Here is a 25,916-nt window from a genome sequence, read left to right on the forward strand (position 1 = left end):
AAGTAAGGGATCCATCTTATAACGCCTTTAATACAATTTCTTTTTATTATAAGCGAAAGATTGTAATTTCAATAACTAATATAACAGAAAACTGATTTTTCTAAATATATCCAATTAGATTGACTTTTTAATTTTTCAGAATTATAATTCAAAATATACAATTTGAACCAAATAATAATATAGCAATTTACTTATCCAGAGAGGTAGAGGGACTGGCCCTATGACACCTCAGCAGCGGGTTCTGTAACAGGAACACCGTGCTAATTCCAGCAAGCAAGTCTTGAAAGATAAGTGATGGGCATAGTTTTATTAAGCCTTGATCTTATTTTTTAAGATCAAGGCTTTTTGTGTTTTAAGAAGTGGAGAAGGAGTAATGGGAACAAATATGTCAATAAAACAAAGTAAATTCATTTGTTTAGGGGGTTATTGAAGTGTATGTTATTAAAAAACTATCGGTTATGGTATTCACGCTATGGGTCATTACGACAGTAACATTTTTAATTATGCATATTATTCCAGGTGATCCGTTTTCATCAGATGCGAAAATCTTTCCTGAAGAAGTAATACAAAACATGAGAGCGAAGTATCACCTTGATGAACCGTTATGGAATCAGTATGTTGCTTATTTGGATGGGGTAGTTCATTTTGATTTTGGCGAATCTGTTCAATCGACAGGTCAAGGTGTATCGGAAATTATAACAACTGGTTTTGGACCATCGGCAATTATTGGTTTACAAGCACTTGTTATTTCATTGTTAGTCGGAATTGCCGCAGGTACATTTGCCGCGCTATATCATGGGAAAGTGATTGATTATAGTGTGAGCTTGCTTGCGATTCTCGGTATTTCTATTCCTAGTTTTATTTTAGCACCACTATTTATACAAGTATTCGCCATACAATTTGAATTACTACCAGTGGCGTCTTGGGGAACATTTGAGCATACTGTATTACCCTCCTTCGCATTAGCGTTAGGACCAATCGCAGTTATTACAAGATTTGTTCGCTCTAATATGATTGAAGTGTTGCAGAGTGATTATATTAAGCTAGCGAGAGCGAAAGGTATACCAATTAAGAAAATCATTATAAGACATGCTCTTCGAAATGCGATTGTTCCGGTACTTACATTTGTTGGCCCATTAATGGCTGGACTTTTAACAGGGACTTTCGTTATTGAAAAAATCTTTTCAATTCCTGGTTTAGGAAAATATTTTGTAGACAGTATTTTCAACCGAGATTATCCGGTGATTATGGGAACAACCATTTTCTATAGTGCGCTATTAATTGTATGTATTTTTATTACAGATATCATTCATCGTATTGTTGATCCGCGCATTCGTTCTATTACGTAAGGAGGGTGATGTTTAAATGGGGGCTTATGAAATTAATGACCAGTTATTAACGAATGAAGAGAAAAAAGAATTAACGATAAATAAAGATCAGCAAACGATTGGCCGGAAAAAGGAAGTGTTTCGCAAGTTTATATCAAACCCTATAGCAGTTTTAGGGGCAGTGACGTTATTACTAATTATTGTTTTCTCGCTTATTGGCGAAAGTTTAACGCCATTTACTGCGAGTGAACAAGTAAAAGAAGCAACTAATTTACCGCCTAGTAGTGAGCATTGGTTCGGAACAGACGATTTAGGGAGAGATATTTGGGCACGTACTTGGGCTGGTGGGAAAATTTCATTAACAGTTGGATTAGTAGCAGCAGCTCTTGATATAGGGCTTGGTGTACTTATCGGTGGCTTTAGTGGATATGTGAGAGGACGTAATCGTCTTGGAACGTTAATTGATGAGTGGATTATAAGAGGGATTGAAGTGTTATACGGTATCCCATATTTACTGATTGTTATTTTACTATTAATCATTATGAAACCAGGACTTTTTACAATTATTATAGCTCTTGCGTTAACGGGATGGATTGGCATGGCACGTCTCATTCGGGCGCAAGTACTTTCATTGAAACAAAGAGAATTTGTTATTGCAGCAGAGCGATTAGGTACACCTCATATGAAAATTATATACGGACATTTAATTCCAAACTTAACAGGGATTATTATCGTAAATTTATCATTTACAATTCCAGCAGCTATTTTCTCAGAATCATTTTTAAGTTTTATCGGACTTGGAGTACAATCACCAGCAGCGAGCTGGGGCACGATGACAAACGATGCACTCGGGACATTACTAAGCGGAGAGTGGTGGCAACTTTTCTTCCCGGCAATCATGATTGCATTCATCATGTTCGCATTTAATGCGATTGGTGATGGTTTGCAAGATGCGATTGATCCGAAAATCGTAAAACGTAATCGAAAGGAGAAAAAACATGGCACAAATCTTATCTTTAGAAAACGTAACGTTGGCCGTTGAAAAAGAGAATAGTAAGCAAGCAATTGTGAAGCATGTTTCCTTTTCTATTAACGAAGGTGAAATAGTTGCACTTGTCGGAGAAAGTGGTTCAGGGAAAAGTGTTACAGCACAATCAATTATCGGCTTAAATCAAGAATCGATTCATATTGATGATGGAAATATATCTTTCCAATCAAAGGAATTAACGGATTTACAAGAATCAGAATGGAATCAAATTCGCGGGAAAGATATTTCCTTTATCTTTCAAGACCCGCTTTCATCTTTAAATCCGACGATGAAGGTTGGAAGACAAATTACAGAAGTAATTGTGCAGCATGAAAAGAAATCGAAAAAAGAGGCAAAAGAAATTGCGATTAACTTACTAAATGATTTAGGCATACATGAAGCAGAGAAACGCTTTGAACAATACCCGTATCAGTTAAGCGGTGGTATGAGGCAACGTATTTGTTTGGCTATTGCGTTTGCATGTCACCCGAAGCTCGTTATTGCAGATGAACCTACAACGGCATTAGATGTAACGATTCAAAAGCAAATTATGGGGTTATTAAAAGAGAGAAAAGAAAAACAAAATACGAGTATTTTATTAATTACACATGATTTGGCACTTGTACGTGAAGTAGCTGACCGAGTAGTAGTTATGTACGGGGGACGTGTTGTTGAAAAAGGAACGATTCAAGAAGTAATTGGCTCACCTAAGCACCCTTACACAAAAAGTTTATTGCAAGCAATTCCGAATATGGATGATTCAGAAAAGGTACTTAGAGCAATTGAGGGAACAACACCTTCAATTGAAACGTTAAATAGTTTTGGATGCCCGTTTGTGAATCGTTGTCCTGTAGCGATAAAAGAATGTATTCATCGCTTCCCAGAGAGAACAACATATTCTGAGGAGCATAGTTCACATTGCTGGCAGCATATTCTGGAGCATAATAAAGCGAAATCAAAAGAGAGGGTGAATGCCTCATGACGACAGATTTAATTACTGTAAAGCAAGTAACGAAAACGTATGGAAGTAAAAATAAAGAAATCGCAGCGTTAAAAGGTATATCACTTTCTATCCCAAAAGGAACAACGCTTGGCATTATTGGAGAAAGTGGTTCTGGAAAGACAACACTTGGTAAGCTCATAGCTGGGATCGAGCGTCCAACGTCTGGTGAAATTGATTATAACGGTCAAGTTGTTCACAAGCTGAAGTCAGCTCATAAGCGGGATTTCTTGCAGAAAGTACAGTTCATTTTTCAAGATTCCACAGCTGCATTAAATCCGCGCTGGAAAGTACGCGATATTGTAACAGAAGGCTATATTTCATTCGGTTTAGGCGATAAAGGATTGAAAGATAAAGTCGCAGGTGATGCACTAGAGCGTGTTGGATTAGATAGACGATATATTGATCGCTATCCACACGAATTTAGCGGAGGACAACGTCAACGTATTGCCATTGCAAGAGCGCTATTATGTGAGCCAGAAGTATTAATCCTTGATGAACCAATTTCAGCATTAGATGTTTCACTGCAAATCCAAATTGTACATTTACTGCAAAAGATTCAAAAGGAACAAGGCTATACATATTTATTTATCGCACATGATTTACCGATGGTTCACTATTTATGTGAAAAAGTGGCTGTCTTATACAAAGGAGAACTTGTTGAATTTGGATATACGGACGAAGTATTCCGTAATCCACAACATTCTTATACAAAAACATTATTAGCATCAACACCAAAAATTTCAGGTTAAAGGAGAATGTAGGATGAAGAAGTTTTTATTATTTGTCATTATGACTGTTTTAGCAATTACTTCTGTTGCTTGCGGTAAGAAAGAGACGCAAAAGGCGAGTGCTGGTAAGGGAGACGGGGATCGATTAGTAACGAATATTAGCAGTGATCCGTATACGCTTGATTCTGCCATTGCGACAGATAGCACGTCAGGTTACATAATTGGACAGTTGTTTTCAAGTTTATATACGCAAGATAGTGATGGGAAATATCAAAATGAATTGGCAGAGAAAGAAGAAGTAAATGCGGATGGAACTGAATATACAATTCATTTAAAGAAAGATATTAAATGGTCAGATGGCTCTTCTATTACAGCAAATGATTTTGAGTTCGCATGGAAGCGATTATTAAACCCGAAAACAGGTTCTATGAATGCGACAGAAATGTATTTTATTAAAGGAGCAGAGGCATATAATACTGGAAAAGGTGAAGAAGGACAAGTTGGTATTCAAGTCGTTGATCCTCAAACATTAAAGGTAACACTTGAGCACCCAGTTGCTTCTATTAAACAAAAATTAGCAAGTTCATTATTTATTCCATTATCTAAAAAATCAATTGATGATAATAATAAATTAAAAACAGATCCAAAAGAGTTAATTACGAACGGACCATTCACGTTAAAAGAATGGAAGCATAACCAAGCTATTACAGTACAAAAAAATAAAGAATACTATGATAAAAAGGTAACATTAAAAGAAATTGAGTTTCGTATTATTCCAGATTCTAAAACAGCGTACCAATTGTACAAGTCAAAAGAATTAGATTTGCTAAGTAGCTTACCACAAGAGATGATTGAAAAAGAAAAAGGAAACAAAGAATATAAGCGTGTTGCAGGATTCTCATCTTATATTTATTCGTTTAACGTAGAAAAAGAGCCGTTTACAAATGCAAAAGTACGTAAAGCATTTTCATTAGCGGTTGATCGTAAGTTTATCGTTGAAAAACTGTATAAAAATAATGCACAAGAAGCATATGCTTTTGTTCCAGAAGGGGCAAAAACACAAGGTGGTCGTGATTTCCGTAAAGAAAAAGGCGATTACGTAAAATTCGATTCAGCAGAAGCGAAAAAATTATTAGAAGAGGGCATGAAAGAGCAAGGTTGGTCTACATTACCTGAAGTAACATTAAAATTCACTACAGATACACAACATAAAAAAGTAGCAGAAGCAATGCAAGAAATGTTTAAGAAAAATCTTGGTGTAGATATTAAATTAGAAAATAAAGAGTGGAAGAGTTACATCGACACATATAAGCAAAGTGATTTCCAATTAGCTTATATGGGATGGGGCGGCTCTCTATTGGATCCGATTACTAAACTAGATTTATATGCAGGTGATGGTCCAAACAACTATGCAAAATGGCATAATAAAGAATTTGATGCTTTAGTAAAAGAGGCAAAAGTTGAACAAAACGAAGATAAGCGTTTTGACTTATTGCATAAAGCAGAAGATATTATGTTTGATGATACACCATTAATCCCAATTATTTTCCCAAGCTCTTCATATTTACAAAAATCATCAGTATCTGGCGTCCAATTCATTATCGGTTCTAGTCCAGAACTAAGATACGTAAAAATTAAAAAATAAAGAAGTAGGCAACCGCCTACTTCTTTATTTTATTTCTCTTTTATATTCTTTTTTCGTTCCATCAGAGAAGACAACTTCTAAATCGAATTTTTGGTAGTCTTTATCAAGTTTGAATACATTTACTACTTGATCAATTACTTCTTGATCTGGTGTGTTTTTATCGAATTTTAATTCTTGTAGAAGAGGGCTTAATTTTGTAATAGCTTCGTCGCCTGTGAACTTTACATCTGTTTTATGGTCTTCAATTTTTGCTTCCATTTTCTTATCCGCTGCTACATTTTTATAATCAGCTTCGTAGTCTTTCTTCGTATCTTGATAGTCTGCCTTTAAATCGAATTCATTAAAGTTTAGTTTTAAATCTGCAGGAGCCTCATTTTTTGCTTCTTCAGTCGTTTTCTTATTAGAAGTTGTATCTTCTTTTGCAGGAGCTTTACATCCTGTTAATGCAGGTACTAGCATAAGAGCTAATAAAATTGATAGTAAAATTCTCATTATAAATTCCTCCTTATGTAACTTCTTTCTATACAAGTTTTTCCTAATTTTATGTAATTATGTATAAACCTAATAAATTATTTCCTTAAGGGGGACACACATGCTTATTAATTAAATTGAAAGTAATTTGTATGTATATGGAGATTTTAAAAAAATATCTTTGCGCTTTCTAATCATTAACACAAATAAGCATCGCAGTATTTGGAAATACAGTGATGCTTTCTAAAACATATTAAACAATCGGTGGATTATTTCCCACAACATATGCAGCGAATGGTTATTACAAAATAATATTTGGTGGAGTTAATTTAGCAGGAAATATTATTTCATTATTACTTATTATACTAGTTATACAATTGGTAGCGGGAATCACTATAGGTATAAAAGGAATAGTAAAGAGGAGAAGTTCTGTAGTTAAAGAAGCATAAAGTAAAAAAGGTATCCTTCGTGGGATACCTTTTTTACTAGCGTTTATTATTTTGCAACTTCTGTCCACTTGTAGTTAAACTCACCGCCGAAGTCTGTTGTTACAAGTCCTTTAATAAATCCGCGTTGTAGGTAAGAACGACCTTGTTGGTATAAAGGAGCAACAGCACCATCTTGTAATAAGATTTTTTCAGCTTGCTTCATTGCTTCCCAGCGACCTTTTTCATCACCAGCTAAATCAGTTTTTACTTTACGAATAAGCTCGTCGTACTCTTTGTTAGAGTATTTATCGAAGTTATAAGCACTATCTGTTGTGAATAGATCTAAGAATGTAATAGGGTCTGCGAAGTCAGGGCCCCAGCCATCGATTCCGATTTCGTAATCACCACTTAATAGTAGTTTTAACTGCTGTTTACGTGGTTGAGGTTTTAAAGTCACTGTTAATCCATCTAGATTCTTTTCTAGTTCACCTTTTAAATATTCGCCAGTTTTCTTAGCTAAAGCATTATCGCTTGTTAATAGTTCAATTGTTACTTTGTCAGTACCAAGTTCTTGTTTCGCTTTTTTCCAGTTTTCTTTTGCAGATTTCACATCATCTTTGACTAAATTTCCATTCTCTTTACGGAAGTCATTACCGTCTGGACTTTTTGCGAATTTCGCAGGAACCATTCCTTCTGCTGGGATTGCACCGTTATTTAAAATTGTTTCTACGTACGCTTTTTTATTCATTGCTTCGTTAATAGCGAGGCGTGCATGTTGATTTTTTAATACTGCATTTTTCTGATTTAGTCGTAAGAATTGGATACCGACTTCAGCGCGTTCCTTGAAGTTGGAATCGTTCTTATACTTATCAACAAACTCCGCAGTTAAAGCAACACGATCAATTTGTCCTGAATCATATAAGTTAACTTCTGTAGATTTATCTTTAACGACATTGAAGTTGATTTCTTCTAGTTTTACAGTTTTAGCATCCCAATAGTTAGGGTTCTTCTTCAATTGGAAGCTTTGTTCATGTTTCCAGTTATCTAATGTGAAAGCACCATTGTAAATTAAATGATTTGTTTCTAAACCGTATTTATCGCCTTGAGATTTTAAATACTCTTCATTGATTGGTAAGAATGTTGCAAATGTCGTTAAGCTTAAGAAGTAGGGAACAGGGCGGTCCAGTTGTACTTCTAAAGTTTTATCGTCAAGAGCTTTAACGCCTAATTGATCGATTGCTACTTCTTTTTGGTTTATTTGTTTTGCATTCTGTATATCGAAGAATAAGAATGCATATTCAGCTGCTGTTTCAGGGTTTACGGCACGTTGCCAAGCAAAGACAAAGTCTTTTGCTGTAACAGGAGTACCGTTTGACCATTTTGAATCACGAAGATGGAAAGTATACTTTGTTTTATCCGGACTAATGTCAACTGAATCAGCGACACCAGGGATTGGTTTATTATCTTCTCCCATTGCATACAAACCTTCAAAAACATTTCTCATTACGTTCATGGATTCCCCATCCGTCGCTTTTGCAACATCCATTGTTGGAATTTCTGAAGCAAATGATAAGTTAATCGCTTGTTTATCAGGTGCTTTATCGTTCGCTTTCGCTCCGCCTGCATTATCTTTATTTCCCCCGCAAGCAGTTAGTAGTAGACTTGCCCCTAAAACAGATGCAACAACAGGTACAACTTTTTTCTTCATTGTTCTTTCCTCCCTAAATGTGTTGTTCGTAACGTCATAATGTCCATGTCTTGAAGTGTAGCTATAGAAGGAGAGAAAACCTATTATAAATATGTGTATATAGGTAATCAGGTATTCTATATGTATATACATGTTGAACCATAATCTATCGTTATATGTTTCAACTTAGTAGACATTACATTTTAATGGTAAAATATTTTGTTTCTTTGATTATTTAGAATATTAACACTGGAAAGAACTATATGTCAATAATAAAAAGTGGAGTGTTAATTTCTTGGAATAATATATTGAAAAAGCAAATTTCCTCATATTAGGGAATCTGCTTTTAATATATTTTGCTAAAAAAACAATGGGTGTGGGTGGGAACACAATGATCTAAGTTGCATTTTATCCCGCATTAACGGGCAGTAAAATCCTCACCTCAAAATTCAGTGAAAGCAAAGAAGTTAGGGGGGATCAACTGCCCGTAAAAGCCCGATTGGTGAGGGCTGATAATCAGTGGGGGATGAAGGCCCCCCACTGATTAAAGTTTCACTTTATTTTTCAATTTTTGCCCATTTGAAGTTTAATTGACCTGCAAAGTCTACTTGCACAATGCCTTTCACATAAGAACGCTCTAAATAAGATTCTCCTTTTTGGTAAAGAGGAGCGATAACAGAGTCCTTAAATAAGATTTTTTCTGATGCTAGTAACGCTTCCCAGCGAGATTTTTCATCACCAGCCAAGGTAGTTTTAACTTTTTCAATTGTGTCATCAAACTCTTTATTCGAGTAATGATCTAAATTGTAAGGGTTATTCGTCGTAAATAGTTCAAGGAATGTAATTGGATCAGCAAAGTCAGGGCTCCAACCGTCAATTCCAATCTCGTAGTCACCTTTTAATAAGAGTGAAACTTGTTGTTTACGTGGTTGCGGTTTTATATTTACCGTTAAGCCATCTAAATTCTTTTCTAGTTGTCCTTTTAGGAACTCACCAGTTTTCTTCTCAAGGTCACCATCACTTGTTAATAATTCTAATGTTATCTTTTCAGAACCAAGTTCTTTTTTTGCTTTCTTCCATAATTCTTGTGCAGATGTTGTATCAACTTTTGTTAAATCGCCGTTTGCAGTACGGAAGTCTTTTCCATCAGGCCCTTTTGCGAAGTTTTTCGGCACGAGACTAAAGGTTGGTGTAGAGCCATCATTTAATAACGTATTTACAAAAGATTTTCGATCAATTGTTTGATCGATTGCTTGGCGTGCAGAAACGTTTTGAAGTACTTTGTTTTGCTGATTCATACGTAAAAACTGTACCCCTACGTTCGGACGTTCTTTAAAGTTAGCATCCTTTTTATATTTATCAACGAAGTCAGATGTTAGTTTTATACGGTCTAATTGTTTGGATTCGAATAAATTTACTTCTGTTGATTTCTCTTTCACAACGTTGAAATTGATTTCTTCGAGTTTGACATTATCTTTATCCCAATAGGTAGGGTTTTTCTTAAATTTAAAGCTTTGTTCATGCTTCCAATCGCTTAGTGTAAAAGCTCCGTTGTACAAGATTTTGTTATCTTCTAAAGCGTACTTATCACCTTGTGCTTTAAAGAATTCCTCGTTGATTGGTAGAAATGTTGGGAACGCCGTTAAGCTAATAAAATACGGAACAGGGCGCTCTAATTCTACTTCAAACGTATGGTCATCAACTGCTTTTATACCAAGTTGATCGGATGGGAGTTCTTTGCTATTAATTTTTTTAGCGTTTTTAATATCCAGGAATAAAAAAGCATATTCAGAAGCTGTTGCTGGATCGACAGCTCTTTGCCAAGCGAAGACAAAATCTTTCGCTGTTACAGGTGTGCCGTTCGACCATTTTGAATCTCGTAAATGGAATGTGTATTTCGTTTTATCAGCACTTACTTCATGAGATTTCGCAACGCCAGGAACAGGTTTATTACCTTCACCAAGATTGTATAAACCTTCAAATACGTTTCTCATTACTTGACCAGAATCAGTATCTGTAGCACGAGCCGTATCCATTGTTCGAATCTCAGTAGGTGAAGATAAGTTTAAAACTTGCTTACTAGGTGCCTCATCTTTTGCATTTGCTCCGCTCGCTTCGTTTTTATAACTACCGCAACCAGATAATAAAATACTTACTCCTACAACTGATGCAATACCGGGTACAAACTTCTTTTTCATTTGATTTTCCTCCTAAATAGTTAATAAGATTGGATGATGATGAGGGAAATGAAAAACAAAAAATCCCTCTTTTCGTATTGAGAAAGAGGGATTTTTACGTACAAGTTATGCACCCGTATATAAACGAAGTCCCTCATTCTATCTTTCAAGCACAAAGCTTGCAGGAAGTGGCACAGTATTCAAAATGAACCTGCTGCCGAGGTTTCAAAGGGCCAGTCCCTCCACCTCTCTTGATACAATGAGTAAACAAATGAATTTTATTAATTTTTGTGTTTCTTTGATAATTCAAAATCTTACACCTTAGATAATAAAGTGTCAATCAAATGGAATATAGTTTAAATTTTCAGTTTTATTAAAAATAAAAAAACCACTGCATATGGCAGTGGTTTTCCTACTAGAAGTTAAAGTTATCTGGATCTGGACCAACGCGATGATTTTCATTTAAAGCTTGAATTGCTTTCATATCATCCGAGCTTAATTCAAAGTCAAAGATGTTTGCATTTTCAATAATGCGGTGTTCTTTAATAGACTTAGGGATTGTTACAACTTCATTTTGTAGATCCCAACGTAAAATAACTTGTGCAGTCGATTTATTATATTTCGTAGCGATTTCTTGTAATGTTGGGTGATTAAGTAGCTGCCCCTGCATTAATGGTGACCAAGCTTCAAGCTGGATGTTATGTTCTTTACAGAAGGCATGTAATTCTTCTTGTGCTAAACGTGGGTGGTATTCCACTTGGTTAACCATTGGTTTAATTTCTGCAATTTCAAATACGTCTTGCAAATGGTGAATATGGAAATTACTCACACCGATAGCACGAACACGACCATCTTTATAAAGCTGCTCTAAAGCTTTCCATGATTCAGTGTATTTTCCTTTTACAGGCCAATGTACTAAATATAGATCTAAATATTCTAGACCTAATTTTTCTAATGTAGTTTCAAATGCTTGTAGTGTTGACTCATAACCTTGATCACTATTCCACACTTTTGAAGTGATGAATAACTCTTCACGAGGAATACCAGATTCTTGAATTGCCTGTCCAACGCCTTCTTCGTTTTTATATATCGCAGCAGTATCGATACTACGGTATCCATTTTTTATAGCTGCTTTTACAGAATCAATTACTTCTGTACCATCTTCAACTTTAAAAACACCCAAGCCGAACCAAGGCATTTTTACGCCGTTATGTAATGTTGTATAGTCGTTTAAACTTGTTAAAGTCATATTAATTCCCCCCTAGCTTTTTTATTGGTCGCTTCAACTGCTTGTTGAATGACTTCTGAAAAATTATTTTCATATAGAACTTTTAAGCCTTCAGCCGTTGAACCTCCTGGTGTTGTTACTTGTTCGCGGAGCATAGCTGGATCCTGATTTTGCTGGAGCATAGCGGCAGAGCCAGCAATCATTTGAATGACAAGGTGTTTTGCTGTTTCCTCATCAATACCATAGCTTTTCGTTGCTTCAATTAAACCTTCAGCAAAGTGATAGAGAAAAGCGGGTGCACTACCAGTAACTGCGGTAAGTTGGTGAACTTCCTCTTCGGTACAAAACTGTGAGGTACCGATACCTTTTAAAAGAAGTTGTAACGTTTCTTGATGTGTTTCATCTACAGAATGTCCCGTCGTATATAAGGAGATAGACTTTCCAATCCCAGCAGCTGTATTTGGCATAATCCAAGCAACAGGTGTCCCTTGGGGAAGTCTTTCTTCTAGATAAGATGGTCCGATTCCGGCAGCAACTGTCACGACAAATTGATTAGTTAGAAGAGGGGATAGATCCGCTAATAGCTGTTCATGTGCGACAGGCGGCATTGCTAAAACGATTGTATCTACAGATTTAATATGCTGTTTCCAATCTGTTGTAATCGATAGATCATATTGAGTTTGTAATTGCGTTAGTTTTTCTATGTTACTTCGGTTGGAAACAATAATTTCTTCGATGTATTCTTTACTTGTTGTAAGTAGTCCAGCAAATATAGCTTCTGCCATACGACCGGCACCAATAAATAAAATTCGATGTTTATTAGGCATATCCTTTATTCCTTTCTGATGAGAATATGTTATAAAAAACGATACCATTTTTAAGAGAATTTTGTAAAAAGAAACGGCTTATCGTAAGTGGAATAGATGAGTGGGGAGTTTTACAGGAGAAAATTTATAGTAAGTATAAGAGTTATTTCTTATACTGTTGATAGGGAGTTTATTACATATCTGGGGAGAGATAAATATGGTTAGAAGTCCACTTTTTTTACTCATTTCTAGTATTATTTGCATATTAGTTGGATTCTATATCCGATCAAGTTATATTGAAATTTTCGCATCGGTTATGGGGATTATTAATGTTTGGTTACTTGCAAGGGAAAAGGTATCAAACTTTTTATTTGGGATGATTACAGTTGCGGTATTTCTGTATATTTTCACTACACAAGGCTTATACGCAATGGCAGTATTAGCAGCCTTCCAATTTATATTTAATGTGTACGGTTGGTATTACTGGATTGCGCGTAGTGGGGAGGAGAAGGTAAAACCGACAGTTCGCTTAGATTTGAAAGGATGGATTATTTATATACTTTTTATTTTAGTTGCTTGGATTGGTTGGGGATATTATCAAGTCCGTTATTTAGAATCGACAAGTCCATATTTAGATGCTTTAAACGCTGTATTAGGATTAGTAGCTCAATTTATGCTGAGCCGAAAAATCTTAGAAAATTGGCATTTATGGATTTTGTATAACATAGTTAGCATTGTGATTTATATTTCAACGGGCTTATACGTCATGTTAGTATTAGCTATTATTAATCTATTTTTATGTATGGATGGCCTACTAGAATGGAAGAAAAACCATAAAGAGCGAGAACGTGTAAATAATTATATTTAGAAAATAATTGTAATCAAAAACCCCCCTGAAGCATATACGTTTCAGGGGGGTTAAATATAGTGTGAATTTATGCTTTTGTCATACCAAGCAATACAGCGCCGCCGATAATTAAAACACTACCTAGAGCAATAAAGATCAATTGACGTTTTGTTTTCTTTTCACCTAAGAAGACAATCGCACCGAATGTTGAGATAACGATTCCAGTTTGAGATAATGGGAAGCTTGTCGCTACTCCGACACGTGGTAATGAAAGAAGTAAGAATAAGTTTCCTGTTCCCCAAAGTAAACCAGATACAGCATTACGAATTGCATATTTGTTAAATGGTTTATGTTTAGACGTCAGTACAACCGCACCAACGAACATACCAACTGCCTGTGGTAAAATAGCAGACCAACCATCGATATTATACCAACGAATAATAATTACATATACAAGATAGCCGAAAGTAGAAACAATTAAAGTAAGAAGTCCCTTTTTCAATTGTCCTGGTGGCTGTGCATTTTCTTTATCATCTAGTGATGTGAATACTACACCAATTACGATTAATAGGATTGCAATCGTTCCCAGAACAATCGTTGTAGTAGTAGTCCACTCACGAAAAGCGATAACTCCAAAGATAGAAGTTGCAACAAGTTGCATACCAGTAGAAATAGTTACAGTAGTTGAAACACCTAGTTTTTCAACTGTTTTTAATTGGTTTACTTGTCCTAAAGCCCAGAATAAACCTGAAATAAAGCCAACAATCAAGACTGTCATTGTTAAAGTTGGTTGAGTAAATACATACATAGTTGTTGCGAAGAATAGAGCACCGATTGTCATACCTACCGTTTGGCTATATGCACCACCGCCCATTTTTACGCTTACTAATAAGATGTTTCCCCATGCGATTGCAGGAAGAAGCGCTAATAAAATGTCCATTACAAGACTCCCTTCGGTTTTCTATACCAATATAATTACATATCGTTCTAACGATCGGTAATGCCCCACTAATAGAGTAGAAGATTACCGATCGCTAAAACAGGATGAAGAATTTACGATATAAATGCGTTTTCATTTCTTCATTTTTTGAAACACTTTCATATAATAACAGGAAATTACCTATTTTAGAAAGTGAATTCAAATAAAATGTATATTTAAATAAGAGAAAAAATTCAGTTATTAATCAAATCATTTTATTTTCCGGGAAATAAAAAGCAACTTTTGTCGAAAGTTGCTTTAAGAAGTAGTAATTCTTCTATTAATGAGTTGAATGCATAGTAAGAATAGAAGGGACATACTAATCGTTATGATTACAAGTGTCCAAGCTAGTTGCATATTACTCGCATCAATAGCCATATAAATCGCCGTTGGAATCGTCTGAGTTTTGCCAGGTATATTTCCTGCAAACATTAAAGTTGCACCAAATTCACCGAGTGCGCGAACAAAGCTTAAAATCATACCGCTAAGTAGTGCGGGGAATGCAAGCGGGAGTGTAACATGTAGAAAAACTTGATATTCACTTGCACCAAGATCGCGCGCGCCATCTTCAATTTGTACATTTGCGATAGAAAATCCTGTTTTTGCTGATTGGTACATGAGCGGAAATGCAACGACTGTAGAAGCAATGATAGCAGCAGTAGATGTAAACATAATGGACTGCTGAAATAATGATTCAATCCACTTTCCAATGGGACTGTTATTTCCAAAAATGATAATTAGAAAAAAGCCGATAACAGTTGGTGGAAGCACCATTGGTAATAAGAAAATAGTTTCTAGTAGTACTTTATATCGCCACGAGGAGCGCGCTAATGCTCGTCCAATAATCGTTCCTAAGATCGTAACGATTATTGTGGCGCACGCAGCTACTCGCAAGGATAGAAAGACAGGTGACAAAATTGCATCAAAGCTCATAGCGATTATGGCAGGATTGTAAATCCATATTTCTTAAAGATAGATTGTGCATCTTTTGATTGTAAATACTCATAGAATGAAGTCGCCTCTTTCTTATGCTTAGATTCCTTTATAACACCTAAAGGATAGTGGATTGGCTCATGAGAATTAGCTGCTACCGCTTCTACAATTTTTACCTTGTCTGAAACGAGAGCGTCTGTTTTATATACAATACCAGCATCAACATTACCTGTTTCTACATATGTTAACACTTGGCGAACATCTTTTGTAAATACGATTTTATTTTGAACGTCATTCCAAAGATTTTCATATGTGAGAGAAGCTTTTGCATATTTTCCTGCAGGTACAGATTCGGGTGTACCAAGTGCGATTTTCTTGATTTTCTCATCCTTTAAATCTTGAAATTTTGTAAGAGCACTATCTTTTGGAACGACTAGAACTAGTTCATTTCCAAGAAGGTTTTTCCCTTCTTTTTCATTAATAAATCCTTTTTTAACAAGAGTTTGGAATTTATCCTCTGCTGCAGAGAAGAATAAATCAGCAGGTGCACCTTGCTCAATTTGTTGTTGAAGTGCACCAGAAGCACCGAAGTTAAAAGAAAGTTGAATAGTTGGTTCTTTCTCTTTATATTGCTTTTCAATTTCTTTTAATGCATCTTGTAAACTTGCAGCCGCTGATATAGTCAGCTCCACTGATTCTCCCTCTTTAGCAGCTGACTTTTCTTCACTTGAACAAGCTACACTGAATATAAGAAGAAAAGAAAGTATAAGTACCCCAATGGATCGTAAAGTAAATTTGTTCATAAAAAATCTCCCTTCGTTTACTAAGTTAATTATAACTAAATATAACTAATTATAACTAGTTATAATTGAATATAATTTGAACGATATAGTTGTTTTTAAAAACTAGGAGAAATATTCTTTTCTTTGTTACAATGAAGGAAGAAAGTGAGGAATCGTCTATGGATCATCATTCCTACACAACGGAAGAAGTAGCAAAGCAATTAAAAGTATCAAAATTAACTGTATACGACCTAATTAAAAAAGGAGAACTTCCTTCTTATAGGGTTGGTAGACAAATGCGCATTGATGCAGCTGATTTAGAACAATATATAAAGCAAATGAAAACAGGGAAGGTACAATTTACTCCTGTAAAGAAGGACGAAATTAGTAGTTCGAATACACGCATCATTAGTGGTCAAGAACTAACGTTAGATATGTTGGCAAAGCATATAGAAAATCGATTGCCAAATTCTAATATATTGAGAGCGTATCAAGGTAGTTTAACGAGTTTAGTGAAGATGTACCAAGGAGAAGGAAGCGTCGTTAGTTTACACTTATTTGATGGTGAAACGGGTACATATAATGTTCCTTACGTAAAACGTATTTTAGTTGGACAACCATATATTATGATGAATTTATTAGCAAGAAATGTTGGGTTTTATGTGCAAAAAGGGAACCCACAAAATATAAAAACATGGGCTGATTTAGCTCAGTCATCTATACGATTTGTAAATCGAGAAAAAGGTTCTGGTATTAGGGTGTTAGTGGATGAGCAATTGCGAATTCAAAAATTAAGTAAAGAAGATATTAACGGGTATGAATGGGAAGAATCGAATCACCTTGGCGTTGCCTCGCAAGTCGCGAATGGAAAAGCTGATGTTGGGGTAGGATCAGAAAAGTTTTCCCAAATTGTGAACGTAGACTTTATTCCAATAATGAAAGAACAGTATGATTTAGTACTTCTGAAGAATAAAGAAAATGAGGAACTTATTGAGGTTATAAAAGAGGTTTTGCAATCTGAAGAGTTTCACAATGAATTAAAAGCAATTGGTGGATATGATATAAGCAAAACCGGCCAAATTATATATGAAATAAACTAAAAGGCTGCTTGTCTATAAGACGAGCAGCCTTTTCTATATATAAAGGGGTTGGGGGAAACAAAGTGTTAAATAAGACTTTGAGCAAGTGCATAAATGAATGCAGTAAGAAGAGTAGCTCCACTTGCAAGTCCGATAAAGTGAAACTTTAATCAGTGAGGGCGGGGTATCCCTCGCTGATTATTAGTTGAACCAATCGGGCTTTTACGGGCAGTTGATCCCAAACCTAACTTCTTTGATTTCGCTGAATTTTGAAGTGGGAGTCTTACTGCCCGTTAATGCGGGATAAAGTCTGATTTGTTGAAGGTAATGTTGTTCATCATAATCTCTCCTTATTTGTTTAATGTAGTTGCAACTGCTTTTGCATCGATAAGTGCGGATAGCACCATGCCCATTGTATTAAAAAATTTGTTTGATTTCATTTTGTTCATCATGCGTATCCGCTCCTTTTCGAATTGTTGTTGCCCTGCTTTCTGTCTTAATTATATGAAATATAGCAGCCTGCAACTATCGAATTGGCTTACGTAAGACTTACACTTTTGTAAGAAAAAAAGACATTCGTGTAAGAATGTCTTTTAAAGCATATTGATATGATGGTGCTCTTTAATTGTTTTTAAAAAGCTGCGCATCGAATTGGTCATGTAACTATCTTTACGGCGTATGAAAACAGTTGAAATACTGCCGTATTTCTCCGGAATTGGATGGCAGTGGACTTTACCTGCTGTAGAAAGGTGCTGCACCGCAGACTGGGGGACGAGTGTAATCCCAAGACCGAGCGCTACGCTATTTAATATAGTTTCTAATATGTTAAATTCCATAATTCTTTTTGGTAGCAAACCTTCATCTTTAAGCCATCGTTCAAGCTTGGAACGGTATCCACATCCTTGATTAAAAACGAGTAGGGGCGTCGTAGTAAATTCTTCTATATGAAAAGCTTTATTTTGTGTAACAAGCATTAATTTCTCAGTACTAACATCGTATTGTTCAATTAGTGGATGTTTAATAGGACCTGATATAAAGGCGCCATCTAATTGATGATCAAGTACTTCTCTAATAAGTTCTTCCGTTAGACCGGCTTGTAATGATAAATCGACATTTGGATAGCTTTTATAGTAAGAAGACAAGATGGTAGGTAATGTACTGACTGTTTCGACTGTACCAATTTTTAATATGCCAGATGGTGTTTCACTATCTAAAAACACTTGTTTTAGCTCTTCAACATCTTGCAAAATTTTATGAACGTAAACGAGCATTTTTCTTCCTTCAGCTGTTAAAGTCATGCCTCGCTTATGACGGTAAAAGAGAGGTGTTTTCAGCTCGTTTTCTAATTGTTTAATACGTGCGGTTACATTTGATTGTACATAATTTAATTCCTTTGCTGCGCCGCTTACACTACCGCGGTCGGCAACGCTCTGGAAGATTTGTAAGTCTCGTAATTCCATTTTATGCTCCTCCTTGATGTTAACTATCATTATAAATGATAGTTAACATCATTTTGAATCATTTTACGTGATATATTTTTTCTTTTACAATTCTCTTTGTGCAAATAGAAAGAAGCGGGGGATTGTGGTGAGAAAAGGTCAAATGATAATAGGTGCTTTGGCATGTTTAATTGCAAGTATGTCATGGGGAGCGATGTTTCCGGTTGCTGATCATGCGTTAGAATACATAGATCCGTTTTATTTTTCGCTTATTCGCTATGGAGCGGTGGCGATCGTATTAATTGTATTATTGCTAATGAAAGAAGGAAAGAAAGCATTTCGCTTAGAAGGAAGAGGAAAGTTACTCGTCTTTTTTGGAACAATGGCGTTTACCGTATATAATGTATTAATTTTTCTAGGACAAATGTTAATGGGAAAATCAGGTGTAATGGTAGCTTCTATTATGGAGGCACTGATGCCGATGATTTCAATTTGTATTTTATGGGGATATAAAAATATAAAGCCGAAGAAGTATATGATAACGAGCATGATTATCGCGTTTGTAGGGGCTATATTTGTTATTACGAAAGGTGATATGAGTTTCTTTTTAACATTGAAAGATAACATGTTTTCGCTAGCATTTATATTTGTTGGTGTTGTAGGATGGGTGATTTATACGATGGGTGGTCAAACGTGTAGCGATTGGTCAACATTACGCTATTCTACTTTGACATGTGTATTGGGTACAACTGTCACAGGGATTATAACTGTGGTCATTACAGTGCTTGGATATGTATCTGTTCCAAGTATGGAAACGATTTCTATTGTGAAGTATGATTTGTTATTTATGATGACATTACCAGGTATCGTAGCACTACTTGCTTGGAACTACGGTGTGAAAATCTTATCATCCATTAATGGTATTTTATTTATTAACTTTGTGCCAATTACTACTTTAGTTATTATGATGATGCAAGGGTATAAAATAACAACATTTGATATTGTAGGAACATTATTTGTTATTGCAGCGCTTATTCGTAATAATGTTTGTCAGAGAAAAGAAGAAAATATAAATAAACAAATTTTGCAAGAAAAGCAATTGCGTCAAGCTGTTTAATAGGTAACTGGAGGATTTTATATGTTAGAAAGTTTATTGTTTTTCTTTGCTGCTGGAGTTGCCTGCGAGCTTGCAGCAATTAATCGAAACGGTCGTAAAAATATAAAACAACAAGCTGAACTGATACAGCTTTTAAAAGACTTGAAGGAAAGAAAAAATTAAAAAGACGACCGGGCATAGACGGTCGTCTTTTCTATTATTATTTATATAAAGGGGAAAGGGGACACAAAGTTATATAAGCGTAGCAGCGTAAATGAAAGCAGTAAGAAGAATCGAGCCGCTAGCTAGTCCTAAAAAATCTAATTTATTAAAAGTCATGTTATTCATTATAAATTCTCCTTACGTGTTTAATATAGAAGCAACAGCTTTTGCATCGATAAGAGCGGAGAATACCATGCACATTGTATTTAAGAAATTGTTCGTTTTCATTTTGTTCATCATATAGATCCGCTCCTTTTCAAATGGTTGTTGTTACTTTCTGACTTAATTGTATAAGATAGTGGAGGGAGCCACTATCGAATTAGCTTACAAGAAAATTACACTTTTGTAAGAATTGAAAGTTAACAATAAATACTTATTTTTATTACCAACTCCTAAAACTTAGTGTTATAATCGTTGTAAGAAAATAATTATACTTCGGATATTCAGAAAGGAACGAAACAAATGTATAAACCAATTACATTTTCGTTGAAATATATATTTAAAATGGCTGGGAAGGTAGAAGTACAAGGGAGAGAGAAATTACCGGAAGATGGCCCTTACGTTGTTGCATGTACACATACAAGTTTTATGGATGTTTTAATGTTAGCGGCAGGAATGTACCCAACCCAAATTCATTACATGGCAAAAAAAGAATTGTTTGAAGGGAAATTTAAAAATTGGTTTTTTAAAAATGTAAATGCATTCCCTGTAGACCGTGCGAATCCAGGGCCAAGCACATTGAAAATTCCATCACGTTTATTAAAAGAAGGAAAAGTAGTAGGGATTTTCCCGAGTGGGACGAGGTCATCAGAAGACGTTTCACTAAAAGCTGGGGCTGTTACGATTGCAATGCGTTCTAACGTTCCGTTAATACCGGCAGCTTATGTTGGTCCATCAAGTATAAAAGAATTGATAAAAGGAAAAAAAGCGCGATTAGTTTTTGGAGACCCAATTCAAATCGATGCTGAAGAACAAATAGATCGAAAAACGGCTATGAAAATGATGACAGATGAATTAAATGCAAAGTTTGAAGAACTAAAGGAAGTTTTGCAGCCAAATCAAAAATAAGAAAAGACGATCGTGCATAGACGGTCGTCTTTTCTATTATTATTTATATAAAGGGGAAAGGGGACACGAAGTTATAGTGTAGCAGCGTAAATGAAAGCAGTAAGAAGAACCGTGCCGCTAGCTAGTCCTAAAAAATCTAATTTATTAAAAGTGATGTTGTTCATAATGTATTCTCCTTACTTGTTTAATGTAGAAGCAACAGCTTTTGCATCGATAAGAGCGGAAAATACCAAGCTCATTGTATTTAAGAAATTGTTCATTTTCATTTTGTTCATCATATAGATCCGCTCCTTTTCAAATGGTTGTTGCCCTGTTTCTGACTTAATTATATGAAATGTTGCGGAGAGTCACTATCGAATTAGCTTACAGGGAAATTACACTTTTGTAAGAAAAACGAATGAAAGTGTCATGATGAGAAGATTTGACATATGTTCATGTGATTCATTAAGTTAAAAGTAGAGGTGAGTGTATGGCTAATATTAAAGATATTGCAAAGATGGCTGGGGTTTCAGTTACGACTGTTTCGAGGGTATTAAATGATCATCCATATGTAAGTGAAGAAAAAAGGAAAGTTGTTTTAGAAATAGTTGAGAAATTGAATTACTCGCAAAATGCAAATGCTGTTCATTTATCAAAAGGGAAGACGAATATTGTTGGCGTGATTTTACCTTATATTAATCATCCGTCTTTTGATGCGATGGTGGGTGGAATGATGGAAGTTGCGTTAGCTCACAACTATCGAGTGCTTCTTTGTCAAACGAACTACAATAAAAAAGAAGAAATGAAAAGTTTACATATGTTGAAAACAAAGCAACTAGACGGTCTTATCATTTGTTCTCGTGCCAATGAGTGGGAAACTATAGAGCCTTATGCAGCGTATGGGGCGGTTATTGCTTGTGAGGATAATGATATTGAAAGCATATCGAGTGTATATACAGATCATTTTAATGCCTTTCAATTAGGGATGAGTTACCTTATTGAAAAAGGTTATAAGAAGATTGGATATTGTACGGGAAGAAAGTTAGGGCCAAGTAGTAAGAAACGTTTTGATGCTTATAAACAACAGCTACAATTAATAGATGAAGAAGTGATGGAAGATCGGATTTTCACAGAATGCTTTACGTTAGAAGATGGTGTAAGAGTTGCACATCAATTCAAGGAGATGGAGAATCCTCCGGAAGCATTAATAGTGGCAGGAGATGAAGTTGCTATTGGGATCATGACAGAAGTTGAAAAATTAGGTATTGAAGTTCCTGAGGATTTAGCGATTATTGGTTTTGATAATCAACCGATTTCTCAAGTTTTACAACTGACAACCATTGACCAAAATTTAAAGGGAATAGGTAAGACTGCTTTTGAAATGTTTTATAGGCAAGTAAGTGATGAGAGTTCTAAACAAGAAAAGATGGAAATTCCGTATAAACTTGTGGAACGCTCCACGGTTTAGTGTTAATCCGTTATGTGTATAATCACATAACGGATTATTTTTTGAAATGTCTTTGACAGGAAACGCGTTTCATACTTTATAAAAGAGTTACACCGGTCTGTAATAATCCATGGATTCTTTTCAAGTGTTAAAACAATGAATAGAATTTGGAGGGATATGCATGAATGAACTTTTATTAAGTATGAAAAAATATGTAGAGGATGACGAAAAGATTTTAGTGTTTGTCGTAGGGATATTTGAAAAGGATGACTTTACTTTATGTTATCAACATGGGATTTTTGTTGCCACTACTAGACGTCTTCTATTTTACGGGAAAATTCCGTGCTATCCTGCGATATTTGAAGAGTATTCGTATTTGCATATAGATGACATAGATTTCCGTCCATATTTCGAATGTACTTGTAATCGTGAAACCATTAGAGCTAAGTATATTCAGAGTGGGAATGTGGAGCGCTTTGTCCGTACAGTTAGAGCGAATATGAATAATTAATCACCCCTTTGTTTAAACATAATATCTTGGTCTTTGTGAGGGGAAATGCGGAATAAAAACAACTTCTAAACCTCTAGGAGATAGTGATACAATGTCAAATGGGGGGAGGTATGAACTATGGTTAATCAACGTATAAAGGAAATAACACTAATTACAATTGGTTCATTATTATTCGCAATTGGTATTAATTACTTTGCAATTCCAAACCGTTTATCAGAGGGTGGAATTATTGGTTTAACGGTTGTTACGTACTATTTATTTGATTGGTCACCAGGAATTGTGAATTTTGGTTTGAATGCAATTTTATTAGCTGTAGGTTATAAATTTTTTGATAAGAAAACGATGGTTTACACAATTATAGGTATTGTGGAAACCTCTTTGTTTTTATATGTTACAGAACATATCGAATATCAAGTAAATAGTGATACGTTACTAGCAGCTTTATTTGCTGGTGTATTTGTAGGTATCGGATTAGGCTGTATGTTCAAAGCTGGAGGTACATCAGGAGGATCGGCAATTTTAGCTCGACTAGCAAATCAATATTTAGGTTGGAGCGTTGGTAAAGGCGTACTTATTATTGATATCGTTGTAATTGCGGGTTCTGTATTTATAATAGGACAAGAAAAGGCAATGTATACACTTGTAGCTGTATTTGTCGGAGCGAAAGTAATTGATTTCATCGTGGAAGGTATGGATACAAAAACAGCTGTTACAATCATTTCAAATCAACCGGATTTAATACGTGAAACTATTACGAAAAACATGACACGCGGTGTCACTGTATTAGAAGGACGCGGCGGATATACTGGTAAAAATAAAGAAGTTTTATATATCGTTATTAATAAACAAGAGCTTGTTAAGTTAAAGCAAGTTATTAGTAGAGTTGATGAAGATGCCTTCGTTGTCATTCACGATGTGCGTGATGTACTTGGCGGTGGCTTTAAAGCAAGCTAAAAGATGAACGAGAAAATTCGTTCATCTTTTTTTATCCCGTAAACCCCCACTGATTAAAGTTTCCCTTTATTCTTACAAAAATGTAAGGGTAATGTAATGGGATTGAATGGTAGATTAAATTCCTGCTCTTTAGAATGGATGTATAAGTATCCTGCAGAGGAGGAAGATCAGTATTATGAAGAAAAAAATAATTACTACTGTAATAGCTATGGTAGTGATAGTAGTAGTATTACTACCTACGAAACTTGGACCAGTTATTGATAAATATAATCCGCTTTATACGACGAAAGAATACTATACAATTGTGGATGCGATTGGTCAGCATGTCGGTGATGAATGGTATGAATATGAATTTATTGCATTTGATGAACGTGGAAGAGAACAAAAAATAAAGAAGACTGTTAAGCATATGTTAAAGAGAGATGAAGCATTAAAGGTGTACGCAAAAGGACGCTACGGCGAGGCAATTGAAGAAATTGAAGCTGTAAATATTCCTATTAATGCGAAGAGTAAACTTTTAACGATGAGATAGCGAATTATACCCCCGCCTATTTTTTGTCGAAAATAAAAATACTAGGTAGGGGTATTTTAGGTTCGTGAAAAAGCCTTAGTCCATATGGACTAAGGCTTTTCTTATTATATAAAGGGGAAGGGGGTACATTGTAGTAGCATGAGTGAAAGGTATAAGAAGAGTCGGCTACTAGCAATGTAATTTGGTTATGTGAGTGTTCTTCTTATTTGGCTTACTTTCTAACTTTATTGTACGAAATATAGGTAAGGGAAACTATCGAATTACATTACACATAGCTTACAAACATGTAAGCCTTCTGTAATGTAATTCGATGGTTAAAATATAGTAAATTTCATATAGTGTAACTAGAAAGTCTCACTGTATCACTTTCTGTTTGTAATGTTAATGAAGAATGAAAAACCAACTAATTTTTAATAGCCCTCATCTCTATTTAGATGAGGCTCTTTTTCAAACCTTACAACATTGTAAGGTTTACGTAAGTTAATTCGATAGTAATTTTGTCATATTTTTTGCATAATAGATACAAATAGATAAAAAATAATTAGGGATATATTAAGAAGGGAGAAAACGGGGATGCGTAAAGAAGAAGTAGTGAAGTTTCCAATTAAAGATTTTTGTAGCTACTTTACTGTTGCCATAGTATGTATTGGATTATTTGATATAATAACAAATTTAATTGTTAACTAATATAGATGATAAAACAAGAAGGGAGACCCTTTCTTGTTTTTTTTATGGGGGCATAAAGATGAAATGGATTGATAGCCATATACATGTTGATCAATATCAGGATGAAGAGAAAAGTAGATTAATTACAGATGTGGAAAACAGTAAAGAGATACAAGGGCTTATTGCAGTATCTATGAATTATCAATCATGTCTAGAAACTTTATCTTTAGCAAAGCGATATCCTTTTGTACATCCAGCAATAGGTTTTCATCCGGAGCAGCCGATTCATAAAGAGGAATGTGAGCAAATTTATAAATTAATTGAAGATCATGTAGATGAAATTGTTGCGATTGGTGAAGTGGGACTCCCATATTATTTAAGGAAAGAAGATGAAAATATTGCTATTGATCCATACATAGCGGTGTTAAAAAAGTTTGTGGAACTAGCTAGTAAATATGATTTACCAATTATATTGCATGCGGTTTATGAAGATACTGACACTGTATGTGGTTTACTTGAAGAATATAAAGTTTCGCGTGCACACTTTCATTGGTTTAAAGGAAGTGAAGAGACAATGAAACGGATGATGAGGAACGGTTATTATATTTCTATCACACCGGATGTTTTACATAAGGAGAAAATTAGAAAAATAGTTTCGTATTATCCGCTTGAATATATGATGGTAGAAACAGATGGGCCGTGGGAATTTCAGAAGGATACGATGACACATCCTTATATGATAAAAGATGTATTACAAGAAATTAGTATAATAAAAAAAATATCAGTAGAGAAAGTTACTGAGCAAATATATGCGAATACGGTGCGATTTTATAAAGTTAGTGAGTCATAAAAAA

At 35.0% G+C, this 25,916-nt stretch carries 26 protein-coding genes, 2 pseudogenes and 2 riboswitches; of the genes and pseudogenes, 16 read left to right on the forward strand and 12 right to left on the reverse strand.

Annotated elements, in window-relative coordinates; genetic code table 11:
- Nucleotides 1-188: 188 nt before the first annotated feature.
- Nucleotides 189-294: riboswitch (SAM riboswitch) on the forward strand.
- 137 nt (nt 295-431) lie between these two features.
- Genes NSS97_RS01045 through NSS97_RS01065 form a run of 5 tightly spaced genes read left to right on the forward strand, consistent with a single transcriptional unit; the run spans nt 432 to nt 5,731 of the window.
- The gene (locus NSS97_RS01045; RefSeq protein WP_002140132.1) at nt 432-1,349 is read left to right on the forward strand and encodes an ABC transporter permease; all 918 of its coding nucleotides are present in this window, start codon (nt 432-434) and stop codon (nt 1,347-1,349) included.
- 16 nt (nt 1,350-1,365) lie between these two features.
- Nucleotides 1,366-2,370: an ABC transporter permease gene (locus NSS97_RS01050; RefSeq protein ID WP_044440646.1), complete on the forward strand. Its 1,005-nt coding sequence runs from the start codon at nt 1,366-1,368 to the stop codon at nt 2,368-2,370.
- Nucleotides 2,327-3,337 (forward strand): ABC transporter ATP-binding protein, encoded by a 1,011-nt coding sequence (locus tag NSS97_RS01055; protein ID WP_044440648.1) that lies wholly within the window; start codon nt 2,327-2,329, stop codon nt 3,335-3,337. The genes NSS97_RS01050 and NSS97_RS01055 overlap by 44 nt, the downstream gene beginning before the upstream one ends.
- On the forward strand, nt 3,334-4,107 hold the full coding sequence (locus NSS97_RS01060; protein ID WP_002091442.1) for an ABC transporter ATP-binding protein: 774 nt from the start codon (nt 3,334-3,336) through the stop codon (nt 4,105-4,107). The genes NSS97_RS01055 and NSS97_RS01060 overlap by 4 nt, the downstream gene beginning before the upstream one ends.
- Before the next feature lie 13 nt (nt 4,108-4,120).
- Complete coding sequence (locus NSS97_RS01065; RefSeq protein WP_002140135.1) at nt 4,121-5,731, forward strand: peptide ABC transporter substrate-binding protein; 1,611 nt, start codon at nt 4,121-4,123, stop codon at nt 5,729-5,731.
- Nucleotides 5,732-5,755: 24 nt separating this feature from the next.
- Here the strand turns inward: NSS97_RS01065 and NSS97_RS01070 are convergent, their stop codons facing one another.
- Nucleotides 5,756-6,223 carry a YusW family protein gene (locus NSS97_RS01070; RefSeq protein ID WP_001221531.1) on the reverse strand — a complete coding sequence of 156 codons (468 nt, stop codon included), beginning with the start codon at nt 6,221-6,223 and terminating at the stop codon, nt 5,756-5,758.
- Between the two features lie 215 nt (nt 6,224-6,438).
- On the opposite strand from NSS97_RS01070, the pseudogene NSS97_RS01075 reads away from it, so the two are divergent.
- Nucleotides 6,439-6,651, forward strand: a pseudogene (locus NSS97_RS01075) (hypothetical protein).
- A gap of 46 nt (nt 6,652-6,697) precedes the next feature.
- On the opposite strand, the gene NSS97_RS01080 reads toward NSS97_RS01075, so the two are convergent.
- From NSS97_RS01080 to proC, 4 genes are all read right to left on the reverse strand, one after another.
- The gene (locus NSS97_RS01080) at nt 6,698-8,338 is read right to left on the reverse strand and encodes an ABC transporter substrate-binding protein (RefSeq protein WP_107888034.1); all 1,641 of its coding nucleotides are present in this window, start codon (nt 8,336-8,338) and stop codon (nt 6,698-6,700) included.
- Between the two features lie 536 nt (nt 8,339-8,874).
- Nucleotides 8,875-10,515: a peptide ABC transporter substrate-binding protein gene (locus NSS97_RS01085; RefSeq protein ID WP_341111246.1), complete on the reverse strand. Its 1,641-nt coding sequence runs from the start codon at nt 10,513-10,515 to the stop codon at nt 8,875-8,877.
- 135 nt (nt 10,516-10,650) lie between these two features.
- Nucleotides 10,651-10,755: riboswitch (SAM riboswitch) on the reverse strand.
- 154 nt (nt 10,756-10,909) lie between these two features.
- On the reverse strand, nt 10,910-11,743 hold the full coding sequence (locus tag NSS97_RS01090; RefSeq protein WP_002063472.1) for an aldo/keto reductase: 834 nt from the start codon (nt 11,741-11,743) through the stop codon (nt 10,910-10,912).
- The gene (gene proC / locus NSS97_RS01095; RefSeq protein WP_341111248.1) at nt 11,740-12,549 is read right to left on the reverse strand and encodes a pyrroline-5-carboxylate reductase; all 810 of its coding nucleotides are present in this window, start codon (nt 12,547-12,549) and stop codon (nt 11,740-11,742) included. Before proC ends, NSS97_RS01090 begins: the two co-directional genes overlap by 4 nt.
- Nucleotides 12,550-12,745: 196 nt before the next feature.
- On the opposite strand from proC, the gene pnuC reads away from it, so the two are divergent.
- The gene (gene pnuC / locus NSS97_RS01100; RefSeq protein WP_341111251.1) at nt 12,746-13,396 is read left to right on the forward strand and encodes a nicotinamide riboside transporter PnuC; all 651 of its coding nucleotides are present in this window, start codon (nt 12,746-12,748) and stop codon (nt 13,394-13,396) included.
- 67 nt (nt 13,397-13,463) lie between these two features.
- Here pnuC and NSS97_RS01105 read toward each other — a convergent pair whose 3' ends face one another.
- From NSS97_RS01105 to modA, 3 genes are all read right to left on the reverse strand, one after another.
- Nucleotides 13,464-14,315, reverse strand: coding sequence for a GRP family sugar transporter (locus tag NSS97_RS01105; protein WP_002140141.1), 852 nt, complete (start codon nt 14,313-14,315; stop codon nt 13,464-13,466).
- A gap of 297 nt (nt 14,316-14,612) precedes the next feature.
- Nucleotides 14,613-15,287: a molybdate ABC transporter permease subunit gene (gene modB, locus NSS97_RS01110; protein ID WP_002029397.1), complete on the reverse strand. Its 675-nt coding sequence runs from the start codon at nt 15,285-15,287 to the stop codon at nt 14,613-14,615.
- Between the two features lie 5 nt (nt 15,288-15,292).
- The gene (gene modA, locus NSS97_RS01115) at nt 15,293-16,090 is read right to left on the reverse strand and encodes a molybdate ABC transporter substrate-binding protein (RefSeq protein WP_113735262.1); all 798 of its coding nucleotides are present in this window, start codon (nt 16,088-16,090) and stop codon (nt 15,293-15,295) included.
- Between the two features lie 131 nt (nt 16,091-16,221).
- Between modA and NSS97_RS01120 the strand changes: the two genes are divergently transcribed.
- Nucleotides 16,222-17,169: a substrate-binding domain-containing protein gene (locus tag NSS97_RS01120; RefSeq protein WP_044440721.1), complete on the forward strand. Its 948-nt coding sequence runs from the start codon at nt 16,222-16,224 to the stop codon at nt 17,167-17,169.
- A gap of 65 nt (nt 17,170-17,234) precedes the next feature.
- On the opposite strand, the pseudogene NSS97_RS01125 reads toward NSS97_RS01120, so the two are convergent.
- Nucleotides 17,235-17,315 (reverse strand): annotated as a pseudogene (locus NSS97_RS01125) (DUF3948 family protein); the annotation flags it as partial.
- Nucleotides 17,316-17,741: 426 nt separating this feature from the next.
- Nucleotides 17,742-18,608 carry a LysR family transcriptional regulator gene (locus NSS97_RS01130; RefSeq protein WP_002063480.1) on the reverse strand — a complete coding sequence of 289 codons (867 nt, stop codon included), beginning with the start codon at nt 18,606-18,608 and terminating at the stop codon, nt 17,742-17,744.
- 127 nt (nt 18,609-18,735) lie between these two features.
- Here NSS97_RS01130 and NSS97_RS01135 point away from each other — a divergent pair, with 127 nt between their 5' ends.
- Together NSS97_RS01135 and NSS97_RS01140 are read left to right on the forward strand one after the other, a co-directional pair.
- On the forward strand, nt 18,736-19,704 hold the full coding sequence (locus NSS97_RS01135; RefSeq protein ID WP_044440725.1) for a DMT family transporter: 969 nt from the start codon (nt 18,736-18,738) through the stop codon (nt 19,702-19,704).
- A 21-nt stretch (nt 19,705-19,725) separates the two neighbouring features.
- Nucleotides 19,726-19,866, forward strand: a complete 141-nt coding sequence (locus NSS97_RS01140; protein ID WP_002063481.1) for a YrzO family protein — start codon at nt 19,726-19,728, stop codon at nt 19,864-19,866.
- 69 nt (nt 19,867-19,935) lie between these two features.
- Here NSS97_RS01140 and NSS97_RS01145 read toward each other — a convergent pair whose 3' ends face one another.
- On the reverse strand, nt 19,936-20,031 hold the full coding sequence (locus tag NSS97_RS01145) for a DUF3948 family protein (protein ID WP_002124767.1): 96 nt from the start codon (nt 20,029-20,031) through the stop codon (nt 19,936-19,938).
- A 336-nt stretch (nt 20,032-20,367) separates the two neighbouring features.
- Between NSS97_RS01145 and NSS97_RS01150 the strand changes: the two genes are divergently transcribed.
- Entirely contained in the window at nt 20,368-20,973 is a 606-nt protein-coding gene (locus NSS97_RS01150; protein WP_002091412.1) for a lysophospholipid acyltransferase family protein, read from the forward strand.
- Between the two features lie 71 nt (nt 20,974-21,044).
- Here the strand turns inward: NSS97_RS01150 and NSS97_RS01155 are convergent, their stop codons facing one another.
- The gene (locus tag NSS97_RS01155; RefSeq protein ID WP_012260201.1) at nt 21,045-21,137 is read right to left on the reverse strand and encodes a DUF3948 family protein; all 93 of its coding nucleotides are present in this window, start codon (nt 21,135-21,137) and stop codon (nt 21,045-21,047) included.
- Nucleotides 21,138-21,442: 305 nt separating this feature from the next.
- Here NSS97_RS01155 and NSS97_RS01160 point away from each other — a divergent pair, with 305 nt between their 5' ends.
- The 5 genes from NSS97_RS01160 to NSS97_RS01180 all read left to right on the forward strand — a co-directional run bounded on the left by NSS97_RS01160 (nt 21,443) and on the right by NSS97_RS01180 (nt 25,912).
- Entirely contained in the window at nt 21,443-22,420 is a 978-nt protein-coding gene (locus NSS97_RS01160; protein WP_002009913.1) for a LacI family DNA-binding transcriptional regulator, read from the forward strand.
- Between the two features lie 160 nt (nt 22,421-22,580).
- Nucleotides 22,581-22,910, forward strand: coding sequence for a PH domain-containing protein (locus NSS97_RS01165; RefSeq protein ID WP_044440730.1), 330 nt, complete (start codon nt 22,581-22,583; stop codon nt 22,908-22,910).
- 117 nt (nt 22,911-23,027) lie between these two features.
- Nucleotides 23,028-23,864, forward strand: a complete 837-nt coding sequence (locus NSS97_RS01170) for a YitT family protein (protein WP_002009911.1) — start codon at nt 23,028-23,030, stop codon at nt 23,862-23,864.
- A 175-nt stretch (nt 23,865-24,039) separates the two neighbouring features.
- Nucleotides 24,040-24,396 (forward strand): YxeA family protein, encoded by a 357-nt coding sequence (locus NSS97_RS01175; protein ID WP_002029403.1) that lies wholly within the window; start codon nt 24,040-24,042, stop codon nt 24,394-24,396.
- A gap of 745 nt (nt 24,397-25,141) precedes the next feature.
- On the forward strand, nt 25,142-25,912 hold the full coding sequence (locus NSS97_RS01180) for a TatD family hydrolase (protein ID WP_044440733.1): 771 nt from the start codon (nt 25,142-25,144) through the stop codon (nt 25,910-25,912).
- Nucleotides 25,913-25,916 lie beyond the last annotated feature (4 nt).

Origin of the sequence: Bacillus sp. FSL R12-0074 (genome assembly GCF_038005725.1) — a bacterium.
GTDB lineage: Bacteria > Bacillota > Bacilli > Bacillales > Bacillaceae_G > Bacillus_A > Bacillus_A mycoides.

What these genes read in the sequence shown, in the direction of transcription:
- NSS97_RS01050 (WP_044440646.1), top strand. Translation starts at nt 1,366, where the DNA reads ATGGGGGCTTATGAAATTAATGACCAGTTATTAACGAATGAAGAGAAA.
- NSS97_RS01055 (WP_044440648.1), top strand. Translation starts at nt 2,327, where the DNA reads ATGGCACAAATCTTATCTTTAGAAAACGTAACGTTGGCCGTTGAAAAA.
- NSS97_RS01060 (WP_002091442.1), top strand. Translation starts at nt 3,334, where the DNA reads ATGACGACAGATTTAATTACTGTAAAGCAAGTAACGAAAACGTATGGA.
- NSS97_RS01065 (WP_002140135.1), top strand. Translation starts at nt 4,121, where the DNA reads ATGAAGAAGTTTTTATTATTTGTCATTATGACTGTTTTAGCAATTACT.
- NSS97_RS01070 (WP_001221531.1), bottom strand. Translation starts at nt 6,223, where the DNA reads ATGAGAATTTTACTATCAATTTTATTAGCTCTTATGCTAGTACCTGCA.
- NSS97_RS01080 (WP_107888034.1), bottom strand. Translation starts at nt 8,338, where the DNA reads ATGAAGAAAAAAGTTGTACCTGTTGTTGCATCTGTTTTAGGGGCAAGT.
- NSS97_RS01085 (WP_341111246.1), bottom strand. Translation starts at nt 10,515, where the DNA reads ATGAAAAAGAAGTTTGTACCCGGTATTGCATCAGTTGTAGGAGTAAGT.
- NSS97_RS01090 (WP_002063472.1), bottom strand. Translation starts at nt 11,743, where the DNA reads ATGACTTTAACAAGTTTAAACGACTATACAACATTACATAACGGCGTA.
- proC (WP_341111248.1), bottom strand. Translation starts at nt 12,549, where the DNA reads ATGCCTAATAAACATCGAATTTTATTTATTGGTGCCGGTCGTATGGCA.
- pnuC (WP_341111251.1), top strand. Translation starts at nt 12,746, where the DNA reads ATGGTTAGAAGTCCACTTTTTTTACTCATTTCTAGTATTATTTGCATA.
- NSS97_RS01105 (WP_002140141.1), bottom strand. Translation starts at nt 14,315, where the DNA reads ATGGACATTTTATTAGCGCTTCTTCCTGCAATCGCATGGGGAAACATC.
- modB (WP_002029397.1), bottom strand. Translation starts at nt 15,287, where the DNA reads ATGAGCTTTGATGCAATTTTGTCACCTGTCTTTCTATCCTTGCGAGTA.
- modA (WP_113735262.1), bottom strand. Translation starts at nt 16,090, where the DNA reads ATGAACAAATTTACTTTACGATCCATTGGGGTACTTATACTTTCTTTT.
- NSS97_RS01120 (WP_044440721.1), top strand. Translation starts at nt 16,222, where the DNA reads ATGAAGGAAGAAAGTGAGGAATCGTCTATGGATCATCATTCCTACACA.
- NSS97_RS01130 (WP_002063480.1), bottom strand. Translation starts at nt 18,608, where the DNA reads ATGGAATTACGAGACTTACAAATCTTCCAGAGCGTTGCCGACCGCGGT.
- NSS97_RS01140 (WP_002063481.1), top strand. Translation starts at nt 19,726, where the DNA reads ATGTTAGAAAGTTTATTGTTTTTCTTTGCTGCTGGAGTTGCCTGCGAG.
- NSS97_RS01145 (WP_002124767.1), bottom strand. Translation starts at nt 20,031, where the DNA reads ATGAATAACATGACTTTTAATAAATTAGATTTTTTAGGACTAGCTAGC.
- NSS97_RS01150 (WP_002091412.1), top strand. Translation starts at nt 20,368, where the DNA reads ATGTATAAACCAATTACATTTTCGTTGAAATATATATTTAAAATGGCT.
- NSS97_RS01155 (WP_012260201.1), bottom strand. Translation starts at nt 21,137, where the DNA reads ATGAACAACATCACTTTTAATAAATTAGATTTTTTAGGACTAGCTAGC.
- NSS97_RS01160 (WP_002009913.1), top strand. Translation starts at nt 21,443, where the DNA reads ATGGCTAATATTAAAGATATTGCAAAGATGGCTGGGGTTTCAGTTACG.
- NSS97_RS01165 (WP_044440730.1), top strand. Translation starts at nt 22,581, where the DNA reads ATGAATGAACTTTTATTAAGTATGAAAAAATATGTAGAGGATGACGAA.
- NSS97_RS01170 (WP_002009911.1), top strand. Translation starts at nt 23,028, where the DNA reads ATGGTTAATCAACGTATAAAGGAAATAACACTAATTACAATTGGTTCA.
- NSS97_RS01175 (WP_002029403.1), top strand. Translation starts at nt 24,040, where the DNA reads ATGAAGAAAAAAATAATTACTACTGTAATAGCTATGGTAGTGATAGTA.
- NSS97_RS01180 (WP_044440733.1), top strand. Translation starts at nt 25,142, where the DNA reads ATGAAATGGATTGATAGCCATATACATGTTGATCAATATCAGGATGAA.